The organism is Sphingomonas sp. J315, assembly GCF_024666595.1.
GTDB lineage: Bacteria > Pseudomonadota > Alphaproteobacteria > Sphingomonadales > Sphingomonadaceae > Sphingomonas.
In genome coordinates this window covers 136,457-163,075 of the sequence record NZ_CP088296.1, presented here as the reverse complement: position 1 = coordinate 163,075, position 26,619 = coordinate 136,457, and the positions used below count along the sequence as shown (strand labels likewise).

Annotated in this window: 25 protein-coding genes and 1 pseudogene; 17 read left to right on the top strand and 9 right to left on the bottom strand. The window is 66.3% G+C overall.

Annotated elements, in window-relative coordinates:
* Positions 1-27: 27 nt before the first annotated feature.
* The gene (locus tag LRS08_RS00860) at positions 28-1,917 is read left to right on the top strand and encodes an XrtA/PEP-CTERM system amidotransferase (RefSeq protein WP_260481223.1); all 1,890 of its coding nucleotides are present in this window, start codon (positions 28-30) and stop codon (positions 1,915-1,917) included.
* Positions 1,918-2,010: 93 nt separating this feature from the next.
* Here the strand turns inward: LRS08_RS00860 and LRS08_RS00855 are convergent, their stop codons facing one another.
* The 3 genes from LRS08_RS00855 to LRS08_RS00845 all read right to left on the bottom strand — a co-directional run bounded on the left by LRS08_RS00855 (position 2,011) and on the right by LRS08_RS00845 (position 3,528).
* Positions 2,011-2,451, bottom strand: coding sequence for an MAPEG family protein (locus tag LRS08_RS00855; protein ID WP_257845311.1), 441 nt, complete (start codon positions 2,449-2,451; stop codon positions 2,011-2,013).
* A gap of 83 nt (positions 2,452-2,534) precedes the next feature.
* A complete protein-coding gene (locus LRS08_RS00850; RefSeq protein WP_260481222.1) occupies positions 2,535-3,272 on the bottom strand; it encodes an alpha/beta hydrolase in 738 nt (245 codons plus the stop codon).
* On the bottom strand, positions 3,250-3,528 hold the full coding sequence (locus LRS08_RS00845) for a hypothetical protein (protein ID WP_260481221.1): 279 nt from the start codon (positions 3,526-3,528) through the stop codon (positions 3,250-3,252). The genes LRS08_RS00850 and LRS08_RS00845 overlap by 23 nt, the downstream gene beginning before the upstream one ends.
* Before the next feature lie 120 nt (positions 3,529-3,648).
* Here LRS08_RS00845 and LRS08_RS00840 point away from each other — a divergent pair, with 120 nt between their 5' ends.
* From LRS08_RS00840 to LRS08_RS00785, 12 genes and pseudogenes are all read left to right on the top strand, one after another.
* Positions 3,649-4,854 (top strand): saccharopine dehydrogenase family protein, encoded by a 1,206-nt coding sequence (locus LRS08_RS00840; RefSeq protein WP_257845313.1) that lies wholly within the window; start codon positions 3,649-3,651, stop codon positions 4,852-4,854.
* 193 nt (positions 4,855-5,047) lie between these two features.
* On the top strand, positions 5,048-6,217 hold the full coding sequence (locus LRS08_RS00835) for a carboxynorspermidine decarboxylase (RefSeq protein ID WP_257845532.1): 1,170 nt from the start codon (positions 5,048-5,050) through the stop codon (positions 6,215-6,217).
* 28 nt (positions 6,218-6,245) lie between these two features.
* Positions 6,246-8,115 (top strand): annotated as a pseudogene (locus LRS08_RS00830) (ABC-F family ATP-binding cassette domain-containing protein).
* On the top strand, positions 8,112-9,029 hold the full coding sequence (locus LRS08_RS00825) for a histone deacetylase (RefSeq protein WP_257845315.1): 918 nt from the start codon (positions 8,112-8,114) through the stop codon (positions 9,027-9,029). The pseudogene LRS08_RS00830 and the gene LRS08_RS00825 overlap by 4 nt, the downstream one beginning before the upstream one ends.
* A 92-nt stretch (positions 9,030-9,121) precedes the next feature.
* Positions 9,122-10,999: a 2-oxoacid:acceptor oxidoreductase subunit alpha gene (locus LRS08_RS00820; protein WP_257845316.1), complete on the top strand. Its 1,878-nt coding sequence runs from the start codon at positions 9,122-9,124 to the stop codon at positions 10,997-10,999.
* 82 nt (positions 11,000-11,081) lie between these two features.
* Positions 11,082-11,456: a hypothetical protein gene (locus LRS08_RS00815; RefSeq protein WP_257845317.1), complete on the top strand. Its 375-nt coding sequence runs from the start codon at positions 11,082-11,084 to the stop codon at positions 11,454-11,456.
* Positions 11,453-12,478 (top strand): 2-oxoacid:ferredoxin oxidoreductase subunit beta, encoded by a 1,026-nt coding sequence (locus LRS08_RS00810; protein ID WP_257845318.1) that lies wholly within the window; start codon positions 11,453-11,455, stop codon positions 12,476-12,478. Before LRS08_RS00815 ends, LRS08_RS00810 begins: the two co-directional genes overlap by 4 nt.
* A gap of 18 nt (positions 12,479-12,496) precedes the next feature.
* Positions 12,497-13,462, top strand: coding sequence for a metal-dependent hydrolase (locus LRS08_RS00805; RefSeq protein ID WP_260481220.1), 966 nt, complete (start codon positions 12,497-12,499; stop codon positions 13,460-13,462).
* The gene (locus LRS08_RS00800; protein ID WP_257845321.1) at positions 13,459-14,826 is read left to right on the top strand and encodes a cryptochrome/photolyase family protein; all 1,368 of its coding nucleotides are present in this window, start codon (positions 13,459-13,461) and stop codon (positions 14,824-14,826) included. Before LRS08_RS00805 ends, LRS08_RS00800 begins: the two co-directional genes overlap by 4 nt.
* 51 nt (positions 14,827-14,877) lie before the next feature.
* The gene (locus tag LRS08_RS00795) at positions 14,878-16,134 is read left to right on the top strand and encodes a class I SAM-dependent methyltransferase (RefSeq protein WP_374581177.1); all 1,257 of its coding nucleotides are present in this window, start codon (positions 14,878-14,880) and stop codon (positions 16,132-16,134) included.
* A gap of 11 nt (positions 16,135-16,145) precedes the next feature.
* Positions 16,146-16,649, top strand: coding sequence for a hypothetical protein (locus LRS08_RS00790; RefSeq protein WP_260481219.1), 504 nt, complete (start codon positions 16,146-16,148; stop codon positions 16,647-16,649).
* Positions 16,558-17,313 carry a serine hydrolase domain-containing protein gene (locus LRS08_RS00785; protein ID WP_260481629.1) on the top strand — a complete coding sequence of 252 codons (756 nt, stop codon included), beginning with the start codon at positions 16,558-16,560 and terminating at the stop codon, positions 17,311-17,313. Before LRS08_RS00790 ends, LRS08_RS00785 begins: the two co-directional genes overlap by 92 nt.
* A 4-nt stretch (positions 17,314-17,317) precedes the next feature.
* Here the strand turns inward: LRS08_RS00785 and LRS08_RS00780 are convergent, their stop codons facing one another.
* Positions 17,318-19,426: a hypothetical protein gene (locus LRS08_RS00780; protein WP_257845323.1), complete on the bottom strand. Its 2,109-nt coding sequence runs from the start codon at positions 19,424-19,426 to the stop codon at positions 17,318-17,320.
* Positions 19,351-19,617, bottom strand: coding sequence for a hypothetical protein (locus tag LRS08_RS00775; RefSeq protein ID WP_257845324.1), 267 nt, complete (start codon positions 19,615-19,617; stop codon positions 19,351-19,353). The genes LRS08_RS00780 and LRS08_RS00775 overlap by 76 nt, the downstream gene beginning before the upstream one ends.
* 82 nt (positions 19,618-19,699) lie before the next feature.
* On the opposite strand from LRS08_RS00775, the gene LRS08_RS00770 reads away from it, so the two are divergent.
* Positions 19,700-19,993, top strand: coding sequence for an Hpt domain-containing protein (locus LRS08_RS00770; RefSeq protein ID WP_257845325.1), 294 nt, complete (start codon positions 19,700-19,702; stop codon positions 19,991-19,993).
* A gap of 231 nt (positions 19,994-20,224) precedes the next feature.
* Here the strand turns inward: LRS08_RS00770 and LRS08_RS00765 are convergent, their stop codons facing one another.
* A complete protein-coding gene (locus LRS08_RS00765) occupies positions 20,225-20,467 on the bottom strand; it encodes a hypothetical protein (RefSeq protein WP_260481218.1) in 243 nt (80 codons plus the stop codon).
* Positions 20,468-20,577: 110 nt separating this feature from the next.
* Here LRS08_RS00765 and LRS08_RS00760 point away from each other — a divergent pair, with 110 nt between their 5' ends.
* The 3 genes from LRS08_RS00760 (at position 20,578) to LRS08_RS00750 (ending at position 24,105) form a co-directional block, all read left to right on the top strand.
* Positions 20,578-21,831 (top strand): dipeptidase, encoded by a 1,254-nt coding sequence (locus LRS08_RS00760; RefSeq protein WP_260481217.1) that lies wholly within the window; start codon positions 20,578-20,580, stop codon positions 21,829-21,831.
* Between the two features lie 485 nt (positions 21,832-22,316).
* Positions 22,317-23,372 carry a sensor histidine kinase gene (locus tag LRS08_RS00755; protein WP_260481216.1) on the top strand — a complete coding sequence of 352 codons (1,056 nt, stop codon included), beginning with the start codon at positions 22,317-22,319 and terminating at the stop codon, positions 23,370-23,372.
* On the top strand, positions 23,362-24,105 hold the full coding sequence (locus LRS08_RS00750) for a LytR/AlgR family response regulator transcription factor (protein WP_257845329.1): 744 nt from the start codon (positions 23,362-23,364) through the stop codon (positions 24,103-24,105). Before LRS08_RS00755 ends, LRS08_RS00750 begins: the two co-directional genes overlap by 11 nt.
* Positions 24,106-24,161: 56 nt before the next feature.
* Here the strand turns inward: LRS08_RS00750 and LRS08_RS00745 are convergent, their stop codons facing one another.
* The 3 genes from LRS08_RS00745 to LRS08_RS00735 all read right to left on the bottom strand — a co-directional run bounded on the left by LRS08_RS00745 (position 24,162) and on the right by LRS08_RS00735 (position 26,478).
* Entirely contained in the window at positions 24,162-24,497 is a 336-nt protein-coding gene (locus LRS08_RS00745; protein ID WP_257845330.1) for a UrcA family protein, read from the bottom strand.
* 243 nt (positions 24,498-24,740) lie between these two features.
* Positions 24,741-24,965: a hypothetical protein gene (locus LRS08_RS00740; RefSeq protein ID WP_257845331.1), complete on the bottom strand. Its 225-nt coding sequence runs from the start codon at positions 24,963-24,965 to the stop codon at positions 24,741-24,743.
* A gap of 142 nt (positions 24,966-25,107) precedes the next feature.
* A complete protein-coding gene (locus tag LRS08_RS00735; protein WP_260481215.1) occupies positions 25,108-26,478 on the bottom strand; it encodes a M28 family peptidase in 1,371 nt (456 codons plus the stop codon).
* Between the last annotated feature and the right edge of the window lie 141 nt (positions 26,479-26,619).

Genomic DNA, 26,619 nt, shown 5'->3' with positions numbered 1-26,619 from the left:
ACAAATCGGGCGGGGAACGACTGACTGATGTGCGGCATAGCTGGCCTTTATTATCCGGGAACCCCGAAGCCGGTGGAGCCCGCGCGGGTGCGGGCAATGACCGATGCGCTGGTGCATCGCGGGCCGGACGGCGCAGGGGTGTGGACGGCGCCGGGCGTCGGGCTGGGACATCGGCGACTGTCGATCATCGACCTGTCGGGTGGCGGACAGCCGATGGCGACGCCCGAGGGTGACGTGATCGTCAGCTTCAACGGCGAAATCTACAATTTTCAGGAAGTCCGGGCCGATCTGGAGGCGAAGGGAGCGGCGTTCGTCAGCCAGAGCGATACCGAAGTGCTGCTGCACGGCTGGCGCGCATGGGGCGTGGGGCTGCTGGACAAGCTCAACGGCATGTTCGCCTTTGCGCTCTATGACGCGCGCAAGCAATCGCTGCTGCTCGCCCGCGATCGGATGGGGGTGAAGCCGCTCCACTATGCCGAATTGTCGGACGGGGCGGTGGCGTTTGCGTCGGAGATCAAGGGTCTGCTCGCCCATCCGCTGTTCCGCCGCGCGCCCGACTTTACGGCGGTCGAGGATTTTCTGGGGCTGGGCTACGTCCCCGACGATGCGAGCGTGCTGGCGGGGGTGAAGAAGCTGCCCGCCGGCCATTATCTGCTGCTCGAACGCGGCAAGCCCGTGCCTGCGCCGGTCAAATGGTGGGACATCGACTTTTCGCAGCGGGCCAAGGGATCGGCGCGCGATCTGGAGGCGGAGCTGATCCACCATCTGCGCAGCGCGGTGCGGTCGCGGATGATCGCCGATGTGCCGCTGGGCGCGTTCCTGTCGGGCGGGGTGGATTCGAGCGCGGTGGTCGCGCTGATGGCCGAGGCGAGCCGTGCGGCGGTCAAGACCTGCACCATCGGCTTCGACGAGGCAGGCTATGACGAGACAGCGCACGCCGCGCTGATCGCCGAGCGCTTCGCGACGCAGCACCGGGTGAAGACTGTCGCGGCGGATGATTTCAGCCTGATCGACACGCTGGTACATCATTTCGACGAGCCGTTCGCGGATGCCTCAGCGCTGGCGACGTACCGGGTGTGCGAGCTGGCGCGCGAGAGCGTGACGGTGGCGCTGTCGGGGGACGGGGCGGATGAGGCGCTCGCGGGCTATCGGCGGTACAAGTTCCACGCGGCGGAGGAGCGGGTGCGCTCGGTGCTGCCGTCTTCCGTGCGCGGCGTGTTCGGGGCGCTGGGGCGGGTCTACCCCAAGGCGGACTGGGCCCCGCGACCGCTGCGCGCGAAGACGACGCTGCTGGCGTTGGCCGACGAGGGCGGGGCGGCCTATGCCACGGCGGTGGGGGTGACGACGCCGGGGGTGCGGTTCGGACTCTATACCGACGCGGCGCGCGCGACGCTGGGGGAGCATCGCGCCGAACAGCGTTACGTCGACACGATGCGCGCGGCCCCTGCGCGCGACGGGCTGGACCGCGCGCAATATGCCGATTTCAAGCACTGGTTGCCCGGCGACATCCTGACCAAGATGGACCGGACCAGCATGGCGGTGAGCCTGGAGGCGCGCGAGCCGTTGCTGGACTATCGCTTCGTCGAGTTCGCCGCGACCTTGCCGGCGTCGATGCGGATCCGGGGCGGGCAGGGCAAATGGCTGATGAAGAAGGCGCTGGAGCCGTATCTGCCGAAGGACATATTGTACCGCCCGAAAATGGGGTTCGTGACCCCGGTGTCGGCGTGGTTCCGCAAGGCGCTGGCGGATGATGCAGCGGGGCTGGCGCGCTCGCGGGTGCTGGCCGGGAGCGGGTGGTTCGAGCCCAAGGCGATCGCGCGGCTGGCGGAGGAGCATCGGTCAGGGCGCGCCGAGCATGGGCGGACCTTGTGGCAGCTGATGATGCTGGAGCGGAGTCTCGCCCGCCTGTTTCCCTAACCCGTCGCCCCGGCCTTGAGCGGGGGCTGGGCTGCCATTGTCCGCGATGAAAGAGAAGCCCTGTCCCGGGTCAAGCCCGGGACGACCATAGGGTTAGTGGAAACTCACGCCCCAAAACGCCATCGCCGCGTGGACCGTCAGCATCAGCAGCGCGATCGTGGCCAGCGAGAATAGCGAGAAGCGCACAATGACGCGGTTCGTCGTCACCTGAACGAGACTATGGGCGATGCGCAGGGCGACATAGGCCCAGGCGATCGTCGCGTTGAGGTTGTCGCCCTGATCCATCAACGCGAGGACGATCGCGACCGCGTAGAACAGCACCGGCTGTTCGAGCAGATGGTTGTAATTGTCGGCGGGCCATTGCGCCTTGGTTTCGATCTTTGCGCGCAGGTCCGCGCCGGTGCCGCCGGTGAGGTTCGCGACGTCGATCCTGGCACGCTTCATCGCCGGGATGCGGGTCGCGTACATCCAGAGCCACATGATGAGGGTCCAGCCGATCAGTGCGATGACCGGGCCGAAAATGGCGCTGTGCATGGTGTGTCCTCCCCCTGGTTGGGTGGGAGGGTGGCGGATTTGTTGCGGGGGTGCAACCGATCCTCCCCCGTGCCGGGGAGGATTTACTTGGTGTGCATTGCCGTCCACACCGCGAACCAGTCGAGCCATTTGTGGCCGGGGTTGGTCGGCGGCAGCGACAACGCGCCGAAGCCGTGGCCACCGCGTTCCAGCAGATGCGCCTCGACCGGCACCTTGTGGCGGCGGGCGGCTTCGAGCAGCGCGATGCTCTGGCCGACCGCGACGGTGCCGTCGTCGACCGCGTGGCACAGGAACAGTGGCGGCATCGCGGGACTGGCGCGGGTGAGGACGTCGAAGCGGGCGGAGGCGGCACCGGCGGGCGGCGGGCCGCCGAACAGGTTCGGGCCGGAGCGGCTGTTGGGGCCGGCGCTGGCAAACTGGGTGACGGGGTAGATCAGGCCGGAAAAGGCCGGGCGCGCGGACAGGCTGTCGGCGGTGTCGCGCGGCTTGTACACCGGGTCGGCATGGCCGACGGTCACCGTGCCGCCGAGATGACCGCCCGCGGAAAAGCCGAGAATTCCGAGCTTTGCCGGATCGATGCGGTAATGGGCGGCATTGGCGCGGATCAGGCGCATCGCGCGCTGAGCATCCTGCAGCGGTACGTCGGTACGGTTGAACCAGCCTTCTCCAGGCAGGCGATAGGCCAGCACGAAGACGGTGATGCCGAGCGGATTCAGCACGCGCGCGACGTTCACGCCTTCGTTGATCAGGCTGACGAATACATACCCACCTCCAGGCATCACCAGCACCGCGCGCCCGTCAGGCCGCTGCGGGCGGAACACGCCGAGATAGGGGTGGCGAATGCCCTTTTCCCAGCGTTGTGGCGTGCCGAGCGGCAGGGGGGACCGGCTCCTTCGACGGCGCGATGCCGGGGGGCGTTCCGGGGGGCAGGCTGGGCCACAGCATCATCGTCTCGCGCGGGGGCCAGGGCGGGGCGGGGGTGAAGACCTTCTGCGTCGATTGCGCGGCGGCCTGTCCCGCGAACCCCAGCGCCGCCGCGCCGCCGATGAATGTCCTGCGTCCGATCGTCATGCTCATGTCGCAGTCATAGGGGAATTCAGAGGCTTGGGGCCAGCCCGCGCTTCGCCCTTTGCATCCGGGGCGTTGGTCCCATATGGGGGCCGCATTCCCCCGGGACATATGAGGAAGGACAAAGGCGTGAAGGACGTTCTCGTAATCGGCGCAGGCGGCGTTTCGTCGGTCGCGGTGCACAAGATGGCGAAGAATCCCGAGCTGTTCGGCAAGATCACGCTCGCCAGCCGCCGTCAGTTCAAGTGCGACGCGATCGCCGAATCGGTCAAGGAGCGTTTCGGCGTGACGATCGACACCGCGCAGGTCGATGCCGATGACGTCGCCGCGACCAGCGCGCTGATCGAGAAGGTGAAGCCGAACCTGCTGGTCAACCTGGCGCTGCCCTATCAGGACCTGAACCTGATGGACGCGTGCCTCAACACCGGCACCGACTATCTCGACACCGCGAACTATGAGCCGCGCGACGAGGCGCGGTTCCACTATGGCTGGCAGTGGGATTATCAGGATCGCTTCAAGAATGCGGGGCTGATGGCGCTGCTCGGTTCGGGCTTCGATCCGGGCGTGACTAGCGTGTTCGCGATGTACATAAAGAAGCACCTGCTCGACACGATCCGCACGCTCGACATTCTCGACTGCAATGGCGGCGATCACGGCCAGCATTTCGCGACCAACTTCAATCCCGAGATCAACATCCGCGAGATCACCGCGCCCGCGCGGCACTGGGAGAATGGCCAGTGGGTCGAGACCCCGGCGCTTTCGACCCGGCAGGTGTTCGAGTTCGATCAGGTCGGCGCGAAGAACATGTACCTCATGTACCATGAGGAGCTGGAGAGCCTGGCCAAGTTCATCCCGGAGATGGAGCGTGCGCGCTTCTGGATGACGTTCGGCGAACAGTATCTGACGCATCTGCGCGTGCTGCAGAATGTCGGCCTGACCTCGATCGAGCCGATCATGTACGAAGGCCGCGAGATCGTGCCGCTGCAGTTCCTGAAGGCGGTGCTGCCCGAGCCCTCGACGCTGGGCACCACGACCAAGGGCAAGACCAATATCGGCGACATCGCGACGGGCATGAAGGACGGGGTGGAAAAGACCTTCTACGTCTATAATGTCTGCGATCACGAGGATGCGTTCGAGGAGACGGGCAACCAGGCGGTGAGCTATACCACCGGCGTTCCGGCCATGATCGGCGCGGCGTTGATGCTGAACGGCGTTTGGCGCGGCGAGGGCGTGTTCAACATGGAGCAGTTCGATCCCGATCCCTTCATGGACATGCTGAACAAGCATGGCCTGCCGTGGCAGGTGAAGGAACTGGCCGAGCCGCTCAAATTCTGACGTAACGCGCGCGGCGCGTCCCAAATCCTCCCCGGAACGGGGAGGGGGACCGCCGCCGAAGGCGGGGGTGGAGGGGGCCCGAGGCACCCGATCCGCTTGCCTCGGGCCCCCTCCACCAGCTTCGCTGGTCCCCTCCCCGTGCCGGGGAGGAATTTTGGAGTCGTTTATGGAAACCCGCGCCGCGTCGCCCGTGATGTCCACCAAGGCCGGTGATCCGGGCGCATTTGCCGGATTCGACCTGTCGCGCGTGCCGTCGCCCTGCTTCGTCGTCGATGCGGCGGCGGTGGAGCGCAACCTCCAGACCATCGCCGATGTGCGGGATCGCGCAGGGGTGAAGATCCTGCTGGCGCTCAAGGCGTTTTCGATGTGGTCGCTGGGCGATCTGGTCGGGAAATATCTCGACGGCGTCGCGACGTCGGGCCTGTGGGAGGCGAAGCTCGCCAAGGACCATTATCACGGCGAGATCGCGACCTATTGCTCGGGCTACAAGCAGTCCGACATGGCCGAGATCTGCGCGATTTCCGATCATGTGATCTTCAACACGCCGTTCCAGCATGCCGCGATGAAGAGCGAGCTGGCGGCGGCGCGGGCGCGCGGCGAGCATTTCGAGGTCGGGCTGCGCCTGAACCCGATGCACAGCGAGGGCGAGGTCCAGAAATACGACCCCGCGCAACCGCACTCGCGCCTGGGCTTCCCCGCCGACCAGCTCCATGCCGAGCATCTCGACGGCGTCGACGGCATCCATGTCCATTCGCTGTGCGAGCAGGACTTCCCGCCGCTGCGCCGGACCTGGGAAGCATTGAAACCGCGCCTCGCGCCCTATTTCGGGCAGCTGAAATGGCTCAATTTCGGCGGTGGGCATCACATCACGCGCGCCGATTATCAGCGCGACGATCTGGTCGAGTTTCTGCGTCAGGTGCGCGAGGAGGCGGGACTCGAGGTGATCCTTGAGCCGGGCGAGGCGATCGCGCTCGATACCGGTATCCTAGTCGGCGAGTTCGTCGATGTGTTCACCAACGGCATGCCGATCGGCGTGGTCGACATCTCCGCCACCTGCCACATGCCCGATGTGATCGAGGCGCCCTACCGGCCCGCGATGCTGGGCGAGGAGGGGGATGTGCTGGTGCGGCTGGGCGGGCCTTCATGTCTGGCAGGCGATATCCTCGGCGATTTCCGTTTTCCGGAATGGCCGGTGCCGGGGCAGCGCTTCGCGTTCCTTGATCAGGCGCATTATTCGATGGTCAAGACGACGACGTTCAACGGCGTCCCGCTGCCCAGCATCGCGCTGTGGGACAGCCGGACCGACGATCTGCGGATCGTGAAGTCGTTCGGCTATTCGGATTTCGAGGGGCGGCTTTCCTGAACCGGGCGGGGGTGCTAGGCGCGCCGCCATGCTGAACATTTCCGCCATCACCGTCCGCCTTGGCGGGCGCACGATCATCGACCGCGCCAGTGCCGCATTGCCGCCGCGTGGACGGATCGGGCTGGTCGGGCGCAACGGCGCGGGCAAGTCCACGCTGGTCAAGGTGATCGCGGGGCAGATCGACCCCGATGAGGGCAGCGCCGACATGCCGCGCGGCGCGCGGATCGGCTATGTCGCGCAGGAGGCTCCCGCCGGGAAGACCACCCCGTTCGAGACGGTGCTGGCCGCCGATACCGAGCGCGCGGCGCTCATGGCCGAGGCCGAGGGGCTGGAGGATCCGCACCGGCTGGGCGAGATTCACGAGCGGCTGGGGGCGATCGACGCCTATTCGGCGCCGTCGCGGGCGGCGCGGATTCTGGTGGGGCTGGGGTTCGACGAGGAGGCGCAGCACCGCCCGCTCGACAGTTTTTCCGGCGGATGGCGGATGCGCGTTGCGCTCGCGGCGTTGCTGTTCAGCCAGCCGGACCTGCTGCTGCTCGACGAGCCGTCGAACCACCTCGATCTGGAAGCGGTGCTGTGGCTGGAGGATTTCCTGATCTCCTACCCGGCGACGATCGTGATCGTCAGTCACGAGCGCGATTTCCTCAACAATGTCGTCGACCACATCCTGCACCTCGATAAGGGCAAGCTGACGCTCTATCCGGGCGGGTACGACCAGTTCGAGCGGCAAAAGGCCGAGCGGCAGGCGCAGCAGGCGGCGGCGCGCGAGAAGCAGCTGGCCGAGCGCGAGAAGCTGCAGGACTATGTCGCGCGCAACTCGGCGCGTGCATCGACCGCGAAGCAGGCCCAGTCGCGCGCGAAGGCGCTGGCGCGGATGCAGCCGATCGCGGCGGTAGTAGACGATCCGACTTTGGCGTTCGGCTTTCCCGATCCCGAGCAGCTGCGCCCGCCGCTGATCACGCTCGACCATGCCAGTGTCGGCTATGACGGGACGCCGATCCTATCGCGGCTCAACCTGCGGATCGACCCGGACGACCGCATCGCGCTGCTGGGTCGCAACGGCAATGGCAAGACGACGCTGGCGCGGCTGCTGGCGGCGCAGCTGACCCCGATCGACGGCGAAAAGGCCGCGTCGGCGAAGATGCGGGTGGGATATTTCACCCAGTATCAGGTCGAGGAACTGCACAGCGACGAGACGCCGTTCGACCATATGCAGCGGTTGATGGATGGCGAGAAGCCGAGCTTCGTTCGCGCGCAGCTCGGGCGGTTCGGCTTTGCCGGCGAAAAGGCGATGACCAAGGTCGGCAAGCTGTCGGGCGGCGAGCGCGCGCGGCTGGCGCTGGCGCTGATCACCCGCGACGCGCCGCACATGCTGATCCTCGACGAACCGACCAACCACCTCGACGTCGATTCTGCGTGAGGCGCTGATCCAGGCGCTGACCGCCTATCAGGGCTGCGTCGTGATCGTCAGCCATGACCGGCACATGATCGAGATGACCGCCGACCGGCTGGTGCTGGTCGATGGCGGCACTGCGAAGCCGTTCGACGGGAGCATCGAGGATTACATCGCCTTCGTCCTCGCCAAGGAGCCCAAGGCGGAGGGCGCGAAGGGCGGCGTCAACCGCAAGGATGCGCGGCGCGAGGCGGCCGAGGCGCGCGAAAGGGGCAATGCGATGCGCAAGGCCGCCAAGGCGGCGGAGGCGGAGCTGGCGAAGCTTCAGGAAAAGCTGAGCGCGATCGACCGCGCGATGTTCGATCCGTCGAGCGCTGCGCCCGAGTTCACCAAGCTGACGATGACCGAGCTGATGAAGCAGCGCGGCGCGGTGGTGAAGTCGATCGAGGCGGCGGAAGTGACGTGGATAGAGGCGCAGGAGGCGCTGGAGACGCTGGCGGCGTGAGTGGCCGGGCGACCATCCCCGTCGTCCACCATCCGCTTTACGTCGCGCCAGCCCCGGCGCGCAGCCAGTATCAGTGGAACAAGAACGGCCTCGTCCGCGATCTGTTGCGCGATCTGGGGGATGCGCTGGATTGGCATGAGCCCGAGCCGATGCCGCGCGGCTGGATCGAGGCGGTGCATGATCCCGACTATGTCGCCGAGGTGATTGAGAGCCGCGTGCCGCGCGAAAAGGAGCGGCGGATCGGCTTTCCGGTGACGCCGGAGGTCGCGGCGCGGGCGTTCGCGGTGCCGGGCGGCACCTATACGGCGGCGAAGATCGCGCAGGAGCGGGGCTTTGCCGCGAATACCGCCGGGGGCAGCCACCATGCGCTGCACGCGACGGGGGCGGGGTTCTGCGTGTTCAATGACCTCGCCATAGCCGCGCACCGGCTGGCGGAGGAGGGGGAGCGGGTGCTGATCGTCGATTGCGACGTGCACCAGGGCGACGGCACCGCGGCGCTGACGGTGGGGCGAACCGATATCGCGACCTATTCGATCCATGCCGAAAAGAATTTCCCGGTGCGCAAGGCGCGATCTACGCTGGATGTCGGCCTGCCCGATGGGGTGGACGATGCGGGCTATATGGAAGCGCTGACCGCAAGCCTGCCGGGGATGGTCGACGCATTTGATCCGACGATCCTGCTCTATCAGGCCGGGGTCGATCCGTGGGAGGGCGACCGGTTGGGTCGGTTAAAGCTCAGCCATGACGGGTTGGCCCAGCGCGACGCGTGGATTGCGACCCTGGCCGCGCGGCACGGTCTCCCGCTCGCGAGTGCATTAGGCGGTGGCTATGGATTGGACGCGATGGAGGTATCGGCGCGGCATGTCGCGTCGATCCTGACGCTCGGCGGGACGTACCAACGCCACGGCGCATGAAAGAACCGGTTGCAACCGCCCGGCATCGTTCTACCTTCTGTCCAACCACCCCGCGCTGTAGAGGGTGGAACGACATTGCAGGAAGAGACTGAATGGCCACTGCCGCCCATCAGGTCACGCCCGAAGAGGCTTCCGCCAATCCGCCGCCCGAAGCGGTCGTCGTCCGATTTGCCGGGGACTCCGGCGACGGGATGCAGCTGACCGGGGGGCAATTCACCCTGTCGACCGCGCTGGCGGGTAATGATCTCGCCACCTTCCCCGACTTCCCCGCCGAAATCCGCGCGCCGCAGGGGACGTTGTTCGGGGTCTCCGCCTTCCAGATCAATTTCGGGTCGGCGGCGATCGAGACGGCGGGCGATGCGCCCGATGTGCTGGTCGCGATGAACCCGGCGGCGCTCAAGACCAATGTCGGCGATTTGAAGCCCGGCGGGCTGATCATCGCGGACGAGGGCGAGTTCAACAAGCGCAACCTGGACAAGGCGAAATACACAGCGAACCCGCTGGAGGACGACACCCTCGCCAAATGGCAGCTGCTCAAGCTCAATATCTCGCAGCTGACGCTGGATGCCGTGAAGCCGTTTGGCCTCGGCAACAAGGAAGCGCTGCGCTGCAAGAATATGTGGACGCTCGGCCTGGCGCTGTGGATGTTCGACCGTGAGCGCGGGCCGCTGATCGACTGGCTGAAGACCAAATTCGCCAAGGCGCCGGAGCTGGCCGAGGCGAATATCGCCGCGCTCAATGCTGGGCATGCCTATGGCGAGACGGCGGAGCTGGGTGCGCTGGGCATTGCGCAGGTCCATGTTCCCGCAGCGCCGGTCGAGCCGGGGCTGTACCGCACGGTGACGGGGGCCGAGGCGATTTCGATGGGGCTGGTCGCGGGCGCGCAGCTCGCTGGGCTGCCGATGTTTTTCGGCGGCTATCCGATCACGCCGGCGTCGGCGATCCTGCACTATCTCAGCCGATTGAAGGAGTTCGGGGTCACCACCTTCCAGGCGGAGGACGAGATTGCGGCGATCGCATCGGCGCTGGGCGCGTCCTATGCCGGGCAGCTTGGGGTCACGTCATCGTCGGGGCCGGGCATCGCGCTGAAGGGCGAGGCGATGGGCCTCGCGATCATGACCGAGCTGCCGCTGATCATCGTCAATTCGCAACGCGGTGGGCCTTCGACGGGCTTGCCGACCAAGACCGAGCAGTCGGACCTGTATCAGGCGGTCTATGGCCGCAATGGCGATGCGCCGATGCCGGTGATCGCGACGCGCTCCGCCGCCGATTGCTTCGACGTGGCGATCGAGGCGGTGCGGATCGCGACGCAATATATGACCCCGGTAATGATCCTGACCGACGGCTATATCGCCAACGCCGCCGAGCCTTGGAAAGTGCCGGACATGGGCGGCTACACGCCGTTCCCGGTGACGTTCAAGACCGATGCGCCGGGCGAGGGCGAGAAGTTCATGCCCTATGCTCGCGACGAAAAGCTGGCGCGGCCATGGGTCAAGCCGGGGACGCCGGGCCTGCTCCACCGCATTGGCGGGATTGAGAAGCAGGTCGGCACCGGCAACCTCGATTATTCGGCCGACAATCATCAGGCGATGACCAATATCCGCCGCGACAAGGTGGCGGGGATTTCGGTGCCGGACCAGATCGTCGAGCAGGGCGCGCCGGGCGGGAAGCTGGTCGTGGTCGGCTGGGGCTCGACCTATGGCCCGATCACTCAGGCGGTGCGGCGGGCGCGGCGCAAGGGGCTGGACGTCAGCCACATCCATATCCGCCATATCTGGCCGATGCCGGGGAATTTGGGTGATTTGCTCAAGGGTTACGAAAAGGTGCTCGTGCCCGAGATGAACACCGGGCAGCTCAAGACGGTGCTGCGCGATCAGTTTCTGGTGGATGCGCGACCTTTGAACAAGGTCTCAGGGCAGCCTTTTCGGATCCACGAGATTGAGGCGGCGATCGAAGGGACTTTGGGATGAGCGTTAGAGCTGTTCGCTCCGAGGCTCGATGATGTCGGGGCCTGATAATTCAGCAGAGGGAACGCCTCTTCTGTGGCCATTTGTGGCAGTTATCGTCGGTGGCGTGTTCAGCTATCTGGTGCTGGAACGGGACGACGTCTCCACTCTTTTGGGGTTCGCTATCGGTGCCGTTGCGGTCCGCGCGAACATTCCGAATTTTCAGGCGAAGTGGACGCTTTCGTCACGCCACAAAGCGCCTTTCATGCTCGTCATCAAGGCACTGGTCGCTGTGGCAGGTTGCGCGCTGGTGGCCATGGCGCAACTCGCGCCCGATCTGATCGCTGCGCGTTGGTCGCCTATCAGCGGCTGGCGCACTTTGAGCGGCGGCGCAAATTCGCATATTCTAGTGACCTATTTGGGAGGCGTCGCGCTGGGCATTGCGCTGGCGCTTCCGATCCGCGTGAAGGCAAAAGCATGAACGAGATCACCACCATCCGCCCGTCGACGCCCAAGGATTGGGAGACCGATCAGGAGGTCCGCTGGTGCCCTGGCTGTGGCGACTATGCGATCCTGAAGGCGGTCCAGCGGACGATGCCGGAGATCGGGGCGACACCCGAAAACACCGTGTTCGTCAGCGGCATCGGCTGCTCGTCGCGCTTCCCCTATTATATGGAAACCTATGGCTTCCACACCATCCATGGCCGCGCGCCGGCGGTGGCGACGGGGGTGAAGCTGGCCAATCCTGACCTCGACGTCTGGATTATTACCGGGGATGGCGACGGCCTGAGCATCGGCGGCAACCACACGATGCACTTGCTGCGCCGTAACCTCGATTGCCAGATCCTGTTGTTCAACAACGAGATTTACGGCCTGACCAAGGGCCAGTACTCGCCGACGAGCCGGGAGGGGACGCGGTCGCCCTCGACCCCGTTCGGGTCGGTCGATCATCCGGCCAAGCCGTGTGCGTTCGCGCTGGGCAGCGGCGCGCGGTTCATCGCGCGCGGGATCGACGTCCACAAGAATTTGCCGAGCGTGCTCAAGGCGGCGCACGCGCACAAGGGCGCGGCATTCGTCGAGATTTTCCAGAACTGCATCGTCTACAACGCCGATGTCTTCGCGCCCTTCACCGAAAAGGCGAATGCCGGGCACCAGCTGTGGCTGGAGGATGGCAAGCCGATGGTCTTCGCGGGCGGGACCAAGGGGATCGCGCTGGATGTCGAGCGGCTGGCGCTGAAGGTCGTGGACGTGGTGGATGGCGACACCTCGGGCGTGATCGTCCACAACGTCGCCAACCGCGCGATTGCGCACATGCTGGTCGAGATGGAGTTCGGACCCTTCCCGATGGCGCTGGGCGTGCTGTACGACGATCCCGCCCCGACCTTCGAGAGCGCGGTCGTCGCGCAGAATGCGGCGGTCAGCGAGGGCAAGGTCGCTGACTTGCAAAAGCTGGTCAGCAAGGGCCAGACCTGGCAGGTCGAAAAGGAGCCGCGCGAGGCTTAACCGTAGGGCGGCTCTTCCATGGATAATCTGACGCACAGCCTGATCGGGGCTGCGCTGGGCCAGACGGGGCTGAAAAAGCTGTCGGGCCTGGGTATGCCGACGCTGATCATCGCGGCCAACATCCCCGATATCGACGCGGCGTGCAGCGTCTATGGCATTCAGTCGCTCGAGATGCGGCGCGGGCTGACGCATGGGCCGATCGCGATGCTCGTTCTGCCGGTGCTGTTGACCGGCCTGATGATCGCGTTCGACCGGTGGCAGGCGCGACGGGGCAAGCGGCCCGAGGCGCGCGCGCCGGTGCGGCCGTGGCAGCTCTTGCTGCTCGCGGTGATCGGCACGCTCAGTCACCCGGCGTTCGATTGGCTCAACAGCTATGGCATCCGGCTGCTCGAACCCTTTTCGTCGCACTGGTTCTATGGCGACAGCATCTTTATCATCGATGTCTGGATGTGGGCGATGCTGATCGGTGGCATTTTCTGGTCACGGAGGGCGGAGCGGCGCGGGGGTGATTGGCGACGGCGCGGCGGGATCGTGGTGGTGGCCGTCAGCGCCTATATCCTCGGCAATGGCGTGCTCACGGGACTGGCCGAGGCGCGGACGGCAGAACGGGTGTGGACGGAACATGGCATCGCGCCAGAACTGGTCGTCGCCAACCCGGTGCCGATCGCATTCTGGCAACGTGAGACGATGTGGCGCGGCGAGGGGCAGCGTGGTCGGCGCGTGATCAATCTGGCCGAGGGCATGTTGCCATCGATCTTTGCGCTGGAGGTCGAAGCCCCCGCGCCGATCGGGATGGACGATCCGCGCATCGCTGTGGCGGCGGAGCGCGATCCTGACGTCCGGGCATTCCTGTTCTGGTCGCGCATGCCCTTTGCCGAGCGTCAGCCTGATGGCAGCATCATGGTCTGGGACCAGAGATTCGGCCATGACGTGGCGCGCGGCCAGTTCAGTGTGCGGATCCCGCCGGACGGTGCCGTCGAGTGACCAGCATCCTGTGGTTTCGCCGCGACCTGCGCCTGTCGGATCAGGCGGCTCTGATCGCCGCGGCGGGAGAGGGGCCGATCGTACCGGTCTATATCCTCGACGACGAGACGCCGAAGCATCGCGCGATGGGCGGGGCATCGCGCTGGTGGCTGCACCACAGCCTTGCCAGCCTCGACGCGGCGCTGCGTGAGAAGGGATCGCGGCTGATCCTGCGTCGGGGCCAGTGCGACGAGGTGCTGGCGGAAATTGCAGAGGCGATGGGGACCAGGCGGGTCCATTGCCTGCGCCACTACGAACCCTGGTGGCGCAATGCCGAGCGGGCGGTGGCGAAGCGGCTCGAGCTGGTATGCCATGACGGCAATTATCTCGCGCCGCCCGGGTCGGTGACGACCGGGGCGGGCGAGCCGTACAAGATCTACACGCCGTTCTGGCGCGCGTTACAGCTTCGCATGCCCCCGCCTGCGCCAGCCAATCGACCGCGCGACATCCCGGCGCCGTCGCACTGGCCCAAGTCCGACCGGCTGAAGGATTGGGGATTGTTGCCGACCAAGCCCGACTGGGCGACGGGCTTTGCCGATTGGGAGCCGGGCGAGGCGGGTGCGCGCAAGCGGGTCAATGCCTTTGTCGACAAGGCGCGGGATTACGACCGCACGCGCAACCTGCCGTCGATCGAGGGGAGTTCGCGGCTCAGCCCGCATCTGCATTTCGGGGAGGTGTCGCCTGCCTATGTCTGGCACCGCGTCGCCGATGCGGGCGGATCGGTCGATGTGTTCCTGAGCGAGATCGGGTGGCGCGATTATGCGCAGAATGTGATTCTGCAATTCCCCGATTATGGTTCGCGTAATGCGCGGGAGAAGTTCGACGCAATCCCGTGGCGCGATGTCCGGTCGGCTGCGGTGCGTGCCGAGTTCGATGCCTGGACGAAGGGGCGGACGGGCTATCCGATCGTCGATGCCGGGATGCGCCAGCTCTGGGCGACCGGGTGGATGCACAATCGCGTGCGGATGATCGCGGCGAGTTTCCTGATCAAGCATCTGCTGATCGACTGGCGCGAGGGCGAGCGCTGGTTCTGGGATACGCTGGTCGATGCCGATTACGCGAGCAACGCGGTCAACTGGCAATGGGTGTCGGGGACCGGCATCGATTCGAACATGTTCGTGCGGATCATGGCGCCGCTGTCGCAGTCGGAGAAGTTCGACGCGAGCGCCTATATCCGTGAATGGGTGCCGGAGCTGGCGCGGCTGAATGACGCTGTGATCCACGATCCCGAGGAGCATGGACGGCCACCCTCAGACTATCCGCGCAAGATCATCGGCCACCGCGAAGCGCGCGAACGCGCGCTGGCGGCGGTGCGGGGGATTTGAGCCGGATTTTTGCACCTTGCCCGACTCGCGTTCGCCATGGTTGTTGCGCGCGTGAACCAGACCAGCACTCGTAATCGCGGCCGTCGTGACGGATCGAACCTGCGTGGCGCGGCAGGCGCGTTGATTGCGCGCGCCGCTGAGCCGTGGCTGCATCGCCTGCTCGACCGGATCGATGCGGGGCTTGCGCAGGGTGCGATCCAGGCGACCTTGCCGGGCGGTGTGCGGCGTCGGCTGGGCGGGCGGTCACCGGGCCCGGATGCAGTGGTGGTGATACGCCACTGGCGCGCGCTGTGGCGGCTCGCGACCGGCGGATCGGCGGGATGGTATGAGGCGTGGGCGGCGGGCGAGTGGACCAGCCCCGATCCGGTGCCGCTGTTCGACCTGTTCATGCGCAACCGCGCGACACTGGGCGAGGCGGGGCGGGCGAGCGGATTCGTCCGCATGGCGAAGCGCGTGTGGCACTGGTTCCAGCGCAACTCACGTACCGGATCGCGGCGCAATATCTCCTATCACTACGACCTTGGAAACGACTTCTACGCGCCCTGGCTCGACGCCAGCATGACCTACTCGAGCGCGCTGTTCGCGCCCGGTGAAACGTCGCTGCTCGCGGGACAGGGGGCAAAGCTGGCGGCGGTGCTGGAGCGGACAGGAACGGCCCCGGGCGACCGCATCCTCGAGATCGGGTGCGGCTGGGGTTCGTTCGCCGAGCTTGCCGCGCGCGAGGGGCGTCGCGTGCATGGCATCACCCTGTCGGCGGAGCAAAAGGCCTATGTCGAGGTGCGGATGGCACGGGCGGGGCTGGATGGCGTCAGCGTGGGGCTGACCGATTATCGCGATGTCGAAGGCGTGTATGACGCGGTCGCGAGCATCGAGATGGTCGAGGCAGTCGGGCAGGATTACTGGCCCGCCTATCTCGAGACGATCGCGCGGGTGCTGAAGCCCGGCGGACGCGCGGCGATCCAGTATATCGCGATCGATGACGCGATCTTCGATGCCTATGCGCGCAATGTCGATTTCATCCAGACCTATGTCTTCCCGGGCGGGCTGCTGCTGTCCGAAAGCCGGTTTAGGGCAATCGCCGAGGCGCGGGGGCTGCGCTGGGCCGATCAGCATGATTTCGGGGCCGATTATGCCGAGACGCTGCGCCTGTGGCGCGCGGCATTCGATGCCGCGGTGGCGCAGCGGCGGCTTCCGCGTGAATTCGATGCTCAATTCATCGACTTGTGGCGCTATTATCTGATGTATTGCGAAGGCGGGTTTCGCGGCGGGGGCATCCATGTCGCGCAGGTCACGCTGATAAAGGAATAGGGAGAGCGGTGATGCGGGCAATCGGGGTGGCGCTGGGCGCGCTGGCATTGGCGAGCTGTGCCACGGGGGCGCGGACGCCGCCGCCCGCCGCTCAGGTTGCGCCGCAGGAGGCCGCGAAGCTGCGTCAGGTGGGCGCGGCAGTGCTGTTCTGGTCGCAGGAGGAGCGGTTCCGCAACTTCCCGGCGATGGAGAAGATCTTCCCCGGCACCACCGCCAAGGCCGGGCGCAAGGTCCGTGCGCTGCCCAAGGGCGCACCGCTGCCGATCGCCGAAGCCGATATATCCGGGTTCATGGCCGCACAGAATGTCGCGGGGCTGCTGGTCCTGCAGGACGGTAAGGTCAGGCTCGAGCGCTATGCCCATGGCTATGGCGCGGAGGGGGCGCTGGACCAGTTTCTCGGTCGCCAAGTCGGTTACCTCAACCCTGGTCGGTGCCGCGATCAAGGACGGCTATATCAAGTCGATCGACGATCCGGTGACGCGCTACATCCCCGATCTGGCGGGCGCGGGCTATGACGGGGTGACGATCCGCCAGCTGCTGACGATGACGTCGGGGGTGAAGTGGAACGAGGATTATACCGATCCGAAGAGCGACGTTGCGCGCATGTTTGCGGAGGCTGTGCCGGCGGGCACGGACCCGACCGTTTTCTACATGCGCAAGCTGCCGCGCGAGAGCGATCCGGGCGTCAAGTTCGTCTACAAGACCGGCGAGACCAACCTGATCGGCGTGCTCGTCCGTCGCGCGACGGGCAAGTCGCTGTCGGCTTTTCTCGAAGAGAAGATCTGGAAGCCGTTCGGGATGGAGCGCGATGCATTCTGGATGACTGACCAGACCGGTACGGAAGTATCGGGATGCTGCCTGTCGATCTCGCTGCGCGATTATGGGCGGATCGGGCAGATGGCGCTGGAGGGTGGAAAGGGGATCGTCCCCGACGGCTGGTTCGCCGACGCGACCAAGGCGCAGGTGAGCTTCCCCGGTGGCGGCTATGGCTATCAATGGTGGGTGCCGGCGGGCGGAATCTTCGCGGCGCAGGGGATTTTCGGGCAGGTGATTCTGGTCGATCCGGCGAACAAGCTGGTCATGGTCACCAGCGCGACCTGGCCCAGGGCGACCGACCGTGACCTGTCGGCAGCGCGGATGGCGTTCGCGATGAAGGTTCAGGCGGCGGCGAAGCGCTAGCGGCTCAGCCTCGCAGCCGCTCGATCGCCTGTGCCAGCGCGACGTAAAGCTTGCCCATGTCGGACGAGAGCAGGGTGACGCCGAGCGGCGCGCCGTCGCGCAGGGCGAGCACCTGACGCAGCATCGCCTCGAAATCATGGATGTAGCGGTTGACCTGCTCGCGGAAGTCGGGGTCGCCTTCGTAGAGCGACGACACTTCGCGCGCCTGACCGGTGTCGAGCAGCCGCACGGCGCGGCGGGTGAAGACGCCGCGATCGCCTTTCAGATAGGCCGCCCAGGCGCTGTCCGACACTTCGTGCGCAAATGCCTTGGAGATGTCGATCGACGCCGAGTTGAGCGCCTCGACCAGCAGCGACACGCGGCGCGCGAAATTGTCGCGGTCGGCGGTTTCGCGTTCGGCGCGGGCTTCGTCGATGCGGGCTTCGACCTCGGCGGAGGCTTCGTTGATCGACAGCATCTGGTGCGCGAGGCGTTCGGAGGCGCGGGCGGCGGCGTTGACCGCCCCTTGGGTCACCTCGCCCAGTTCGATCAGCTGGGTGCGGATGCTGGCGTCGAGCGCGCGGCGGAGCGCGGCGGAGCCGGCGTCCTCGAGCTGACGGGTCGCTTCGGGAACGATGCTCGCCAGCGCGACGCGCGCCTGATCGGTCGCAGCGTTGGCGGTCTCCCGGATACGGAGCAGGGCGTCGACCAGTTCCGGCGCGGCCTCTTCGGCGAAGCGGCGGGCATTGGCGATGGCGCGATCGACGACATCTTCAAGCTGCGCCGTCCTGGCCTGGCCATCCTCCAGCGAGTCGAGCAAGGCCGCCTGGGTCTTGGCGAGCATGTCGCGCTGGGTGCGGACCACATCGGCGATCGCCTCGATCGCGTCGTGCGTGCTCTCTGCTGCGGTGACGAGTGCGAGCAGTTCGGGCTTGGACGCGGCGATGACGCCACGGGTCGCGCCGATCCGCTCCTCCAGCCGCGCGAGCGCCTCGGGCATCGTCTCGTCCATTTCGCGCGCTGAGGAATCGAGCGCGGTGAGCAGCTCCTCGGCGGTTGCGATCACGCGGCGGGCGATATCGTCGCCTTCACGCAGCGTATCGTTCATCGTCGTCGCCGAGATGTCGAGCGCGCTGATCGAGGCGGCGAGCGCCTGGGTGCGCTCCATGCCGCTGCTGTGCAGCGACGCCAGCTGGCCGTCGGCCTGGGCAATGCCGCCGGTGACCGAGGCGAGCAGGATGTCGATCCGCGTCTGCTCCTCACCCAGCCGCTCGGCGATCCGGCCGATCGTCTCCTCGACCTCGCCGATCCGCGTGCCGACGGTGTCGATACTGTCGCGCCCGGCCTTGTCGAGCGAAGCCTGATTGGCGGCGAGCATCGCGAGCATCGCTTCGCCCTGTGCGGCGATACCCTTGCGTGCCTCGTCCACCGCAGCGGCGGCGCGGTCGAGCATCGCGTCGACCGTCTCGGACATGGTGGCGGCGACGCCTTCCAGCCGTGTGCCGGCGCTTTCGCTGGTCGCCTCCATCCGGGCGATATGCGCGGCGAGGCGCTGGGCCGCGCCACCGGCGACGTTGTCCGCCTCACGCCCGCGTTCGCCGAGCGCGACGAGCTGGGCGTCGAGCGCGGAGGCATGTTCGCTAGCTTTCATCCCCGCCGCGTCGAGCGTTGCGGCCATGTCGGACATTTCGTCATGCGCCTTGGGCAGCGAGGCGAGGACGATGCCGACGCTGCGTTCGGCGGTCGCGCTGCTATCGACCAGCTTCTGTGCGCTGTCGGACACGGCGCGCGCTTCGGCGGCCATGCCGTTGGAGATCGCCTGAAGCCGTTCGGCGGCGCGGTCGCCCATCGCCATCAGCGCCGTGGTCTGTTCCGCGAGTTCGGCGCGGTTCGCCTCGATCTTGCGCGACAGCGTTGCGACGACGCGCTCGAGGCTCGCGGCCTCGGCACGCATCGCGCGCGCGGTCGCGCCGAAGCGGCGTGCCTCGGCGGCGCTGCTGCGACGGGCGAGCAGCCAAAGGATGCCGATCAGTGCGGGAGGAACGCAGAGCGCGGCGATCAGCTGGATGAGTTCGGCAGGGGGGGAGGGGCGGCCAGGACCGGCTGGAGCAGCCAGCCCGCGACCCCGATCCATGCAACGACCAGCCCGAAGGCGACCGTGGCCGCCAACCAAGGAGTGCGCAGCCGCTTTGGCTCTTCGTCGTCCAGATCGAGTTCGACCTCGGCCTCCTCGGCCAAGGGCTCAATCGTTTCCTCGACGAGCAGCAGCTCGTCGTCCTCGGCGTCGAGCGGACGCGGTCCGATCTTGTTCGTTCCCCCGTTCATTGTCCCGGTTTAGCACAACCGCACCATCGCCGCCTAGCATTGTGAAACCACTCATTAAGCACGTGGAATCTAGGCTCGTGACATGGCGTATGATCCCGGTGCAATCGATGCGACTCTGGCGGCGGCAGTGGGCGATGAGCCCGGGCTGATCGCGGAGCTTCGTGGAGCATTCCTCGAAAGCGCGAAGCGTGCGCTGGAGGCGCTCGGCAAGGCGCCGGATCCCGAAGCCTGGCGCGGAGCCGCGCTGCGGCTCAAGGGGCTGGCGGCAAGCTTTGGCGCGGTGCGGCTGATGGCGCTGGCGCAGGACGCGGCGGATGCACCGGCAGGCGATCGCGCGGTGCTGCGCAAGATCGAGCGTGCGGTCGAGCGGCTCTAACGCTTTTTCGACCCATTGAAGGCGACGGCTTCCGCGATTGGCGCGCGAAAGGCTGCCGATTTCACTTCGCTCACAATCTTTCTCCCGGCAGCTTGCTCGCCTGTACGACCCAGTCGACAAGCTGAGCCTCGAAATCCTCGCCTTCATGGATATGAAAGTAGCGGGTGTCGCCGCTTTTCGACGGCTCGGGCGGGATCGGGTCGAGCGACTGGCCGCGGAAGAAGGTGAGCTTCAGGTAGCGGTCGAAACAGTGGAAGCTGAGGAACCAGAGATCTTTTCGAGCCCGTAAAAGGGTGAGTTCCACTTGATCGCGCGTTGAACGCCCGGGACGAGGCGGCCGACCAGCGCATCGACGCGCGCCGCGGCGTCGCGTTTCCAGCCGGGGATCGCAGCGATGTACGCGCGGACGGGCGCATCGCCATAGCCCTTGGCGATCTGGGGATTGCCGCCGGACAACAGTCTGGGTGTCGTCATCGCCTGGTTCCGTCGTGATCGTCGCTGCACGAGACTGGCCGGGATCGGAAATCGCCGCAACCTGTCGTGCGACCCCTTCCATCGTCCGCGCGCCACGCTAGGTTTGGCCCATGTCGATGTTGACCCTCGCTCCGTTGCTGCTGCTCGCCGGTCAGGCGCAGTTGCCCCCCGCACCCGATGCCGCGACGCTGAAGCGCGTCGATAAGGTGCTGACCCGCGCGCCGGTGATCGACGGGCATAACGACCTGCCCTGGGAATTGCGGTCCTCGCATGAGTCGCGGGTGGAGGGGGTCGCGCTGGAGGCCGATACCGCGTCGCTCGACGACCCGTTGCAGACCGATATTCCCCGGCTGCGCAAGGGCAAGGTCGGCGGGCAATTCTGGTCGGTCTATATCCCGGCGAGCATGACCGGGCCGAAGGCGGTGGAGGCGACGATTGAGCAAATCGACATCGTCCGCCGGATCGTCAACCGCTATCCGCAGGATTTCGCGATGGCGCGCACCGCCGCCGATGTCCGCCGCATCAGCCGGCAGGGCAAGGTCGCGTCGTTGATCGGTGTGGAGGGCGGCCACCAGATCGACGGGCGATTGTCGGTGCTGCGCCAATTTCATGAACTGGGCGTCGGTTACATGACGCTGACGCATGGCAGGAGCCTGAGCTGGGCGGATTCGTCGACCGATGCGCCGCGCGCCAATGGTCTGTCGCCGTTCGGGCGACAGGTGGTGGCGGAGATGAACCGGCTGGGGATGCTGGTCGATGTCAGCCATGTCTCCGACGCGACGATGGCGGCGGTGTTCGAGGTGACGAAGGCTCCGGTGATCGCGTCCCATTCTTCGGCGCGCGCTGTGACCGACCGCCCGCGCAACGTGCCCGACGCGCTGCTGCGCGGGATTGCGAAGAATGGCGGGGTGGTGATGATCGCCTTCTACCCCGGGTTCCTGTCGCAGGAGTGGAGCGCATGGGACGGAAGGCGCACCGCCTATGCCAAGGAACGGGGCGTCCCGGGGAATCGCTATGGCGCGCAGAGCCCGGCGGAACTGGTCGATTGGGAGAAGGCCAATCCCGAGCCGGTGGTGAGCGTTGCGCACGTCGCGGACCATGTCGAGCATGTCGCCAAGGTCGCGGGGCGCGATCATGTCGGCCTGGGCGGCGATTATGACGGGATCAGCGGCACGGGGCCGGTGCAGATGAAGGGCGTGGACAGCTATCCCCTGTTGTTCGCCGAGTTGGCCCGCCGGGGATGGAGCGATGCAGATCTCGCCAAGCTGGCGCAGGGCAATGTGTTGCGCGTCATGGAACGCGCCGAGGCGGTGGCAAAGAGCATGAAGGGACAGCCGCCGATCGACGCGACCGCGCCTGACTAGGTTCGGTACACGATCGGAGCGGGGATCGAGATTGGCTCGGCCAAGGCAGCCGGGCGGCGTCGCTTGCGTGCGCGTAGCTCTGCTACGCGACTGCGCTACGCTCGTTGCCGACGGCCGGCAATCGCGCAGCAGCGGCGGGCGTCGTTTGGCGCATGGTTTCGTCGCTCGTCGGTCACGATGCATCAACGTCGATCTCACTCCTCGCCCTGCGCCAAAATCCGCTCCGTCTCGATCCCGATCTGATCGAGTACAGACCCTAGAGTCGGGTTCAGCGGCGCTGAACCGGCGTCGGCCCGCCGAAGATCGATCGCGCCTGGCGGAAGGCTTTCGACCAAAGGTCGACGGGCTTCGACGAGCGGGACTGGCGTGAATGGTTTCTTGGCCGCTGATCGGCTTAGGTTCAGAAATGTCAGACACCCCCCACCAACGCCTCCCGCTTCAAGGTTCCACCGCGGATCGCCCTGCTGTCGATCGTCGGCTTCTGGGTGTTCTACTATGTCAGCGTCACGCTGCGCGCCTGGATCATGGACTATCCGGGACATTTGCAGATGCTTGACAACCGCGCATGGGTGTCGCTGTTCGGGATCGGGTTCACGACGTTGATGTATCTTGCGCTCCGCTCGCTGGAGCAGCGCAGCCTGAGGGTGCGGGTTGCGGCGGCGTTTCTGTTCGCCGCAGCTACGTCCACGGCCTATTCGACGGTCAACTATCTGTCATTCTATGTCGTCGACCCCAGACCCGAGATGGAGAAGTTGGACGCCGAGAAGTCCGAAACGCACAAGGCGCAAGAAAAGCGGGAGATGAAGAAGGGACCCGCCTCTGTGATCGCCGACAACGCGATCCATTGGTATTTCTTCAACCTCGCCTGGGCGATCTTCTATCTGGCGCTGTCCTATGCCGGTGCGGTGCGAGCGTCGGAGCGTGAGACCGCGCGGTTGCGGACCGCGGCCCAGACCGCGGAGCTTCGCGCACTGCGATACCAGGTGAACCCGCATTTCCTGTTCAACACGCTCAATTCGATCTCGTCGCTGGTGATGACGGGGCGGCGTGAGGACGCCGAGACGATGATCCTCAACCTGTCGACATTCTTCCGGACCAGTCTTGCCGCCGAGCCGACCGAGGATGTGCCGTTGGCGGACGAGATCGCATTGCAGCGGCTGTATCTGGAGATTGAAGCGATCCGCTTCCCCCAGCGCTTGCGCAGCACGTTCGACATCGCGCCGGACGCGGAGAGGGCCTGTGTTCCGGGCCTGCTGCTCCAGCCATTGATCGAAAATGCGATCAAGCACGGCGTCGCCCCGGCTAGGCGACCGGTAGAGGTGCTGGTCCGCGCGTGGATTGACGGCGCCTGGTTGGTGGTCGAGGTTATCGACGATGGCGAGGCGGTTCAGGGTCAACAGGGTACCTGTGTCGGCCTGCGCAATGTTCGTGACCGGCTGACCGTCCGGTTCGGCGACGCAGCGTCGATTGATGCCGGGCCACGGCCCGAGGGCGGGTTCGCCGTCACCATTCGCATCCCGGTGACGACTCATGGCTGCTGAACGGTTGCGTACCCTGATCGTCGACGACGAGCCGCTGGCGGTCGAGCGGATGCAGATCTTGTGCGCGGGGCTGGCGGAGATCGACCTGATCGGCACCGCAGTGGACGGTGAGGCGGCACTACGCATGATCGATGCGCTGCGGCCCGACCTGGTGCTGCTCGACATCGCGATGCCCCATTTCGATGGCATGTCGGTGGCGGCATCGCTTGCCACCGCGCCGCACCGGCCGGCGGTGATTTTTTGCACCGCGTTCGACCAGCATGCTGTGGCGGCGTTCGACGTTTCGGCGGTGGATTATGTGCTGAAGCCTGTAAGCGCCGAGCGGCTGGCGCGCGCGGTGACGCGGGCGGTCGAGGCGATTGGCAGGCGCAGTGTCGAGCCGCTATCGCCGCCGTCCCGCTGGACCGAGGAATTCTGGGTGCCGTACCGTTCCGAGATGGTGCGGATCGGGGCGTCGGAGATCGAGCGGATCGACGCCGAGCGCGACTATATGCGGCTGAGCGTGAATGGGCGCAGCTATCTGATTCACCAGACGATCACCGAACTGGAGCGGCGGCTCGACCCCGAATGCTTCATCCGGCTGCACCGATCGACAATCGTGCGGCGCGACCGGATCGTGAAGCTGCGCCATGACGGGCTGGGCGCGTGGTACGCGGAGCTGAGCGACGGGGAGAGTGTGCGGATCGGGCGCACCTATCAGGCGGCGGCCAAGGCGATCCTCGCAGGGAAGTAGACACCAAAAAGATCCCGCCCGCCAAGCAATGCTGGGCGGGCGGGAGACAGGGTCGATTAGGGGGCGACCCTGATGCTCTGATCGCGTGCGGCGAGTTGCCGCGTGGCGGAATTTCGGAATGCGAGCTCGACGGCGGGGCGCGACGATTCGAGCGCGGTCGCGACGCAGCGCTTGTGGCGGACGACACCGGCCAGGTCGCGTCCGTCGGTGGGGCCGCACACGGCATCGGCAGCGCGAGCGATGCGGCGTTCGAATGTCTTCTTGCCTGCATCGGCGGTCAGGTCGAGATCGGCATAGGATACGCGAACATGTTTTCCCTGACCGGCGACGGTCGGAAGCGAGACGAGCAGGGCAGCGCCAAGGGCAGCTGCGCGGGCGAAGTTGGTAATCATCACGGACCTCTTTGGGTTCAATGCGTTCGGGGGCTGAACGCAGGTCCGGAGCTAGGCGGGGTGGGGCGGGGGCGCCATTTCACATCGACCGGCGACGACGTTGGATCGACCAGACCCGTTCGCGGCGACCAAATGTCGTTCATCGACGACGAACGTACCTGCGCCGGAACGAAAAAGGGCGCCCCCGCAGGGACGCCCTTTCGATTCGACCGGACCGGGTGGGTCCAGGAAGAACGATCCGGATTAGCCGGCGACGTTGTCGGCCGCTGCTTCCAGGTTGTCGGCAGCGTTCTCAGCCGCGTCCTCAACAACTTCGTTGGTCGCGTTGTCGGCAACCATTTCCATGTTGTCGGCAGCCTCTTCGAGGTTGGCGGCGACGTCAGCGGTGTTGTTCGCGGTCGGCGCGGTCTCGCAAGCTGCGAGCGACATCAGGCCGGTCGCGGCAGCGACGATGAGGATCTTCTTCATTCGTTTGCTCCCAAGCAAAGCTATTTCGGTTCGCCCCGGCCCGATTGCCGTGCGAGTTAGTCGGAATAGCGCCCGTTACGCGCCCGTCAATGGAAATTCATCTGGCAGCAAGGTTTGCGGCGAGCCGAAATGGTGCGCTGCATCACTTTACCGAGCCGATTTCCTCGGGCGCGTTGGCCACCACGGCCAGCATCGCGGTCCATGCCGCGACATTCTGGCGCAATTGTGCCGGATCGACCTTGTCGAGGGTATCGTCGGGCGTGTGGTGCAGGTCGAAATAGCGGCTGCCATCCTGTTGCAGGTCGATTCCCGCCACTCCGGACGCCACCAGCGCCGCGATATCTGCACCCCCGCCCGCAGGGGTGCGTCCGCGACTGATGCCCAGCGGCGCGAGCGCCGTGGCGACGCGATCGCCCACTGCTTTCGCACTCTCGGGGAGCTTGAAATCGACACGCCAGACGCGATCGGCGCCGAAATCCGATTCGGCGGCAAGCGCGTGGCGCTCGCCCTTGTGGGCGTCGAAATAGGCTCGGCCACCGAACACGCCGACCTCCTCCGCGCCCGCCCACAGGATGCGAATCGTGCGTCGCGGGGTGCCGGCGTCCATGATCCGCTTCGCCGCAGCGGCGACGATGCCGCACCCGGTGGCGTCGTCGAACGCGCCGGTGCCAAGATCCCAGCTGTCGAGGTGACAGGCGACGACGACCATGCCGGCGGCAGGGTCGCTGCCGGGAACCTCGGCGATGACATTGCCCGATTCGGTGGTGCCGATCTGACGCGGGGTCAGGGTAAGCTTCACCTTCACCGGCTGGCCGCGCTTGAGGATCTGCTCGAGCTGCTCGGCATCGGGCAGCGAGAGGGCGGCGGCCGGGATCGGCGCCACGCCCTCCGCGAAGTTGGTCACGCCCGTATGGGGATTGCGGTGGTAATCGGTGCCGATCGAGCGGATCAGGATCGCCGCCGCGCCCTTGCGCGCCGCGACGGTCGGCCCGCTGCGCCGGGCGGCACCGAAAGCGCCATACTGCGATCCGTCCTGCGTGCGGGTCATGCTGTGGCTAACAAAGGCGATCTTGCCCTTGAGGCTGCCATCGGGCGCAGCGTTCAGCGCGGCGAGGTCGGCGAAATAGACGATTTCCGCCTCAAGCCCCTTTGGGCCGGTCGCGCCCGAATTGCCGAGCGCGGTAAGGTGGAGTGGCTGGGGAAAGGGGGCGAGCACCTCCAGCGCTTCGACGCCGCGGACCCAGGTCTTCATGTCGAACGGCTCGTTACGAACATTGCTGAAGCCGAGAGCCGTCAGTTTTCGAAGCGACCAGGCGCGTGCCCGTGCCTCAGCCTCGGTGCCCGCCAGGCGCGGGCCGACTTCGGTCGTCAGCCCCTCGGTAATCTCCCACGCCAGATCGTCCTTGAGCGCGGCATCGCGCAGCGCGGCAGGGTCCATGCCCTGCGCAAGGGTGGTGGCGGGGAGCGCGAGCAGGGCGGTCGCGGCGGCGAAGCGAGTGAGGCGATGCATCATGCCGCACCTCCTAGCCAGCCGATGTACGTTCGTCACCTGGCCGACGTCCGCGATCGCGCGCGTGGCGTTTGCCTTGACGCCGTACCGTCGCTACATCGCGCGTCAAATCCAGACCAACCTGTTCGATCGATCGGAGACCAC